Origin of the sequence: Sandarakinorhabdus sp. (genome assembly GCF_031422795.1) — a bacterium.
Lineage (GTDB): Bacteria > Pseudomonadota > Alphaproteobacteria > Sphingomonadales > Sphingomonadaceae > Sandarakinorhabdus.
The window spans coordinates 1-5,421 of record NZ_JANPML010000390.1 but is presented as its reverse complement, the minus strand read 5'-3'; the positions used below and the strand labels follow the sequence as shown (position 1 = coordinate 5,421).

The window sequence follows — 5,421 nt, the reverse complement described above, 5'->3', positions numbered from 1 at the left end:
GTGAAGGTGTTGGTCTGGAACTCGCCATTGGGGATGGCTTCGCCCTGTTGCAGGCCGCCGTTGCCGCCGCCGTTGCACTGGCCGCCAGCATCGCGGAAGCACACTTCCACACTGATGCCGTTCGAAATATTGCTGTTGCGGCTGCTCAGATCGAACATGCCCGTGGCCGTTGCGCTCGACACATTGGGGCTCACATCGAAGGCAAAGGCCGACAGGCGCGAAGCCGTGACCGAACCGCCAGACGTGTTGGCCAGATTGTCGATGGTGAAGGTCCAGCGATCCCAGTTGGACGTGCCGTTGCCACCAGACAGGTCACTCAAGCGGAAGGTGGCGGCGGCTTCGAGACCGGGTTGCTGCACGCCGCTGAGATATCCGTCACCAAAGTTCAGCGATACGCTCTGATTGAGCGCAGCGAACATGGCCGGCGTCGACGGCACCGTCACGGCGGCGGCGGCCGGGACAGCGACAAGCGCTGTGACGATCGCCAAGGCGAACCTGTTCATAATCATTACACCCCAATTAACAGCCTTTCCAATACCCGATTCTGGATGATGAATCCAACAATGATTTTTGGTTAACGCGTGAAATTGCTGCAGCGCGGCGGCGAACCGCTATGATGGCGGCCATGATCCGCGTTGAACCAGCATTGGTGGTGGCTTTGGCCCCGCACGGCGAACATGCCGTGGTGGCGCGATTCCTGTCGGCTGATCAGGGGCTTGTCGCGGCCTATGTGCAGGGCGGGCGCGGGCGCAAATTACGCCCGGTGCTGCAGATCGGCAACCGCGTCGCGCTCGATCTGGTGACAAAGACCGCCGGGCAACTGGCCTTTGCGACGGTGCATGCGCTGGGCACCAACATGGCGATGCTGCACGGGCCGGCGGCGCTGGCGCTGGTCGATTATCTCGCCAGCCTGGCCGCTGCCACCCTGCCGGAGGGCGAGGCCCAGCCGCGGCTGTTCCCGCTGTTTGATGCGTTGTTCGGCGGCGCGGCTGCGGGCGCGTTGGCAGCCGATGTTGGCCCGGCACTGGTGCGGCTGGAACTGGCACTGCTGGCGGAACTGGGCACCGGGCTCGATCTGGCCAGTTGCGCCGCCACTGGCGCCACCAGCGATCTGGCCTATGTGTCGCCAAAATCGCGCCAGGCCGTGTCGCGCGGTGCCGGCCTGCCGTGGGCAGCGAAACTGCTGCCGCTGCCGGGCTTCCTGTTTGGTGCGGGCGATGCCGATGCCGCCGCCATATCGGATGGCCTGGCGCTGACCGGCCACTTCCTTGGCCGCGAGGTGTTGCAGGGCAGCGCAGCCGCCAAACGCAGCTGGACCGCGCGCGAACGGCTGATCACCCTGCTGATGCGCTGAAGATCACGGTTCTGGGCTTTGGACTCTGGGCGCTTGCGGGCATGCGCCACCATCGCTAACCCAGCGCCATGGCCACACTTCCCGACAGCGACAATATCATCGAAGCCCCGTTCGGCGCCGCGCTGGGCGATCGCTATCTGGTCTATGCCCTGTCCACCATCACGGCGCGGTCTTTGCCCGATCTGCGCGATGGCCTCAAACCGGTGCACCGCCGCCTGCTGTGGGCGATGCGGCTGCTCAAGCTGAACCCCGATCAGGGCTACAAGAAATGCGCCCGCGTGGTGGGCGATGTGATCGGCAAATATCACCCGCATGGCGATCAATCGGTTTATGACGCGATGGTGCGTCTGGCGCAGAGTTTTGCGCTGCGTGTGCCGCTGGTCGATGGCCAGGGCAATTTCGGCAATATCGACGGCGATAACGCGGCGGCCATGCGTTATACCGAGGCGCGACTGACCGATGCCGCCATCCGCTTGATGGACGGGCTGGACGAAGAATCCGTGCCGTTCCGCACGACCTACAATGGCGAGGAAGAAGAGCCGGAGGTGTTCCCCGGCCTGTTCCCCAATCTGCTGGTCAACGGCGCCGCCGGCATCGCGGTCGGCATGGCGACCAGCATCCCGCCGCACAATCCGGTGGAAATCGTCGACGCCGCGCTGCACCTGCTGCGCGCACCCGACGCTGCCGAAACCGAACTGCTGCAGTTCGTTACCGGGCCGGATTTTCCCACGGGTGGCGTGCTGGTCGAACCGCGCGCCAGCATCGCTGAATCCTATCGCACCGGGCGCGGATCGTTCCGCCTGCGCGCCCGCTGGAGCATCGAGGATCAGGGCCGCGGCACCTGGACGATCATCATCAGCGAAATCCCCTATCAGGTGCTCAAGGGCAAGCTGATCGAACAGCTGGCCGAACTCATCACCGAAAAAAAGCTGCCGATCCTGGCCGATGTCGCCGACGAGAGCGACGAGCAATTGCGCATCGTCATCACGCCGAAATCGCGCAACGTCGATGCCGATGTGCTGATGGAAAGCCTGTTCAAGCTGACCGACCTTGAGGTGCGGATTCCGCTCAACATGAACGTGCTGGATGAAGGCCGGCCGGGCGTGCTGGGGCTGAAGCCGGTCATCGCCAAATGGCTGATCCATCAGCGCGAAGTGCTGGTCGCCCGCTCGCGTTATCGCCTCGGCCGCATCGATGCGCGGCTGGAAGTGCTGGGCGGCTTGCTCAAGGCCTATCTCAACCTGGACGAGGTGATCCGCATCATCCGCGAGGCCGATAACGCTAAGGACGAGCTGATCGCCGCCTTTGACCTGACCGCGGTGCAGGCCGAGGCCATCCTCAACATGCGGCTGCGCAGCCTGCGACGCCTCGAAGAGATCGAGATCACCCGCGAGAACAAGGCGCTGACCGCAGAAGCGGGCGCCTTGCGCGGTCTGATCGACAGCGAAGCCCAGCAGACCGAGCGGCTGGCCGCCGATCTGGCTGCCCTGCGCGTCGCTTATGGCCCGGCCACGTTCCTCGGCCGCCGCCGCACCGACATTGCCGATGCGCCGCAGGTGACGTTCGTGCCGATCGAAGCCATGATCGAAAAGGAGCCGATCACCATCATCTGTTCGGCCATGGGCTGGATCCGGGCGATGAAGGGCCATGTCGATCTGGCCAGCACCGAAGCGATGAAGTTCAAGGAAGGCGACGGCGCGGCCTATGCCTTCCATGCGCAGACCACCGATCGGCTGGTGCTGGCCGCCAGCGACGGGCGGTTCTATACGCTCGCCCCCGATCGCCTGCCCGGCGGGCGCGGCCTGGGCGAACCGGTGCGGCTGATGATCGATCTGGCTGAAGGCACCGAGATCGTCAGCCTGTTCACCCATCAGCCCGATCGCCGCCTGCTGCTGGCGGCCAGCGACGGGCGCGGCTTCCAGATCGACAGCGCCGAACTGCTGGCGGAAACGCGCAAGGGCAAGGGCGTAGTGAACCCGCGCGAAGGTGCCCGCCTTGCTGTCATCCGCTGGATTGCCCCGGCCGACGACGTGGTGGCGGTGATTGGCGAGAACCGCAAATTGCTGGTCTTCCCGCTGGATGAACTGCCACAGATGCAGAAGGGCCAGGGCGTGGCGCTGCAGAAATACAAGGATGGCGGCATGGCCGACGTGCGCACGTTCGTGATGGCCGACGGGCTGAGCTGGCCGATGGGCGGCGACAGTGGCCGCACCCGCACCGAAGCCGATCTGAGCTTCTGGAAAGGCGCCCGCGCCAGCGCCGGCCGCATGCCGCCCAACGGCTTCCCGCGCGACAACAAGTTCACCCCCTGAACCCTCGCCACGGCGGCAGGGCCGGAGTAAGGCTGGCACCATGATCGGTATTATCCTCATTGCCGTGCTAAATGTCGCCATGTTTGCCTGGTTTTTTTATCTGGCCGCGAAAGACCCATCGAACATGTTCAAGCGCCGCCGCCCACCAACCGATTCCAGCGATGGCGAGGGCGGCGGCCCGGGCGGCGATCAGCCGCCGCAGGCCTGACGCCAATGGTGGTCGTCATCCTGATCCTGCTGTCGCTGGGCGTCGTCGGTTTCATCATGCTCACCGATTCCCGCAAGGATACCAGCCTGAAGCGGCTGGAGCAGCGCGCGAGTGATGTCGCCAGCGCAGATGCCGACAGCGATGGTGGCGGAGATGGTGGGGGCGACTGACTCCGGCCCCGCTGATTCCTGCCCGCCGATTCCAGTTGCCGTCGCGTTTGAATCGATATAAATATGATATCGTATTTATATCGAGGAGAATGATGTGACGACGCACGATCCAGTCCGCCAGCCCAGCCTTGAACGGGCCGGTGTGGGCAGCAATGGCATTGCCATGTTGTTTCTGGCGCTGCTCACCATCGCCGCCAGCCTGTTCGGCGTTGTGGCCCTGCTGGGCGGCCGTTCGCCGATCATCGCGGTGGCGCTGGCGCTGCTGACGTTTGTTTTCCTGTTCATCATCAGCGGCTTTTACATGCTGCAGCCCAACGAAGGCGCGGCCATCACCCTGTTCGGCGAGTACAAGGGCACTGATCGGGTAAACGGCCTGCGCTGGACCTGGCCATGGATGGGCAAGACAAAGATTTCGCTGCGCGCCAACAACCTGATTTCGCAGCAGATCAAGGTGAATGATCTGCGCGGCAACCCGGTCGAGATCGCGGCCCAACTGGTCTGGCGTGTCACCGATACGGCGCAGGCCTTGTTCGACGTCGATGATTATCGCGGCTTCGTCACGGCCCAGGTCGAAGTGGCGGTGCGCACCATCGGCGCGCGTTATCCCTATGACGATTTCGAGCACAAGGAAGTCACGCTGCGCGGCGATCACGAACGCGTGTCGGGCGAACTGCGCGCCGAACTGATCAACCGGCTCAGCGTGGCTGGCATCACGGTCGATGAATGCGGCTTCACCCACCTGGCTTATGCGCCCGAAATCGCCGGCGCCATGCTGCGCCGCCAGCAGGCCGCCGCCGTGGTTGCCGCCCGCGAAACGCTGGTGGCCGGTGCAGTTGGCATGGTCGAAATGGCGCTGGCCCAGTTGAGCGCGAAAAAAATCGTCACGCTGGATGACGAGCGCAAGGCGGCCATGGTTTCCAACCTGATGGTGGTGCTGTGCGGCGAACGCGAGACCCAGCCCATCGTCAACGCCGGCAGCCTTTATTGATGGTGTGATGACGGCAAAAAAGGCCTTTCCACTGCGGCTCGATCCGGCGCTCCACACAGCGCTGGAACGTGCTGCAGCGGACGAATTCCGCAGCCTGAATGCCCAGATCGAAGTGCTGCTGCGCGAGGCCTTGCTGCGGCGCGGCGTGAAAGTGATCGTAACGCCGGCGCCGAAACGCGGCCGGCCACCGGCTTCGGCTGAAGACTGATACCAAGCCCCTGCGGGTCTAACCTTGCGCGAATTGCAATTGGCATGGGCTGGAGAACGAGGAAGCAGAGCCTCCGGCGGGCAGGCCTGAGGCCTGCACCCATTTGTTATCTGCTCGCCATGCCCAAATTTGGTCGCGAGGCGCACGCCAACGAAAGTGGGTCCAGGGGCTCAGCCCCTGG

General features: G+C 64.2%; 7 protein-coding genes. 6 read left to right on the top strand and 1 reads right to left on the bottom strand.

The window, feature by feature from the left end; all coding sequences use genetic code 11:
• On the bottom strand, positions 1–503 hold a 503-nt coding region (locus tag RMO81_RS13790), incomplete at its 3' end, for a cistern family PEP-CTERM protein (protein ID WP_310476468.1).
• A gap of 110 nt (positions 504–613) precedes the next feature.
• Between RMO81_RS13790 and recO the strand changes: the two genes are divergently transcribed.
• The 6 genes from recO to RMO81_RS13760 all read left to right on the top strand — a co-directional run bounded on the left by recO (position 614) and on the right by RMO81_RS13760 (position 5,240).
• Positions 614–1,354, top strand: a complete 741-nt coding sequence (gene recO, locus RMO81_RS13785; RefSeq protein ID WP_310476467.1) for a DNA repair protein RecO — start codon at positions 614–616, stop codon at positions 1,352–1,354.
• A 68-nt stretch (positions 1,355–1,422) separates the two neighbouring features.
• A complete protein-coding gene (gene parC, locus RMO81_RS13780; RefSeq protein WP_310476466.1) occupies positions 1,423–3,666 on the top strand; it encodes a DNA topoisomerase IV subunit A in 2,244 nt (747 codons plus the stop codon).
• 40 nt (positions 3,667–3,706) lie between these two features.
• Complete coding sequence (locus RMO81_RS13775; RefSeq protein WP_310476465.1) at positions 3,707–3,874, top strand: hypothetical protein; 168 nt, start codon at positions 3,707–3,709, stop codon at positions 3,872–3,874.
• 5 nt (positions 3,875–3,879) lie between these two features.
• A complete protein-coding gene (locus tag RMO81_RS13770; RefSeq protein WP_310476464.1) occupies positions 3,880–4,044 on the top strand; it encodes a hypothetical protein in 165 nt (54 codons plus the stop codon).
• Positions 4,045–4,138: 94 nt separating this feature from the next.
• Positions 4,139–5,032 (top strand): SPFH domain-containing protein, encoded by an 894-nt coding sequence (locus RMO81_RS13765; protein ID WP_409049624.1) that lies wholly within the window; start codon positions 4,139–4,141, stop codon positions 5,030–5,032.
• Between the two features lie 7 nt (positions 5,033–5,039).
• Positions 5,040–5,240, top strand: coding sequence for a toxin-antitoxin system HicB family antitoxin (locus RMO81_RS13760; protein WP_310476463.1), 201 nt, complete (start codon positions 5,040–5,042; stop codon positions 5,238–5,240).
• Positions 5,241–5,421 lie beyond the last annotated feature (181 nt).

Bases quoted from the DNA above. Each gene is read 5' to 3' on its own strand.
- recO (WP_310476467.1), top strand. From the start codon at position 614: ATGATGGCGGCCATGATCCGCGTTGAACCAGCATTGGTGGTGGCTTTG.
- parC (WP_310476466.1), top strand. From the start codon at position 1,423: ATGGCCACACTTCCCGACAGCGACAATATCATCGAAGCCCCGTTCGGC.
- RMO81_RS13775 (WP_310476465.1), top strand. From the start codon at position 3,707: ATGATCGGTATTATCCTCATTGCCGTGCTAAATGTCGCCATGTTTGCC.
- RMO81_RS13770 (WP_310476464.1), top strand. From the start codon at position 3,880: ATGGTGGTCGTCATCCTGATCCTGCTGTCGCTGGGCGTCGTCGGTTTC.
- RMO81_RS13760 (WP_310476463.1), top strand. From the start codon at position 5,040: ATGACGGCAAAAAAGGCCTTTCCACTGCGGCTCGATCCGGCGCTCCAC.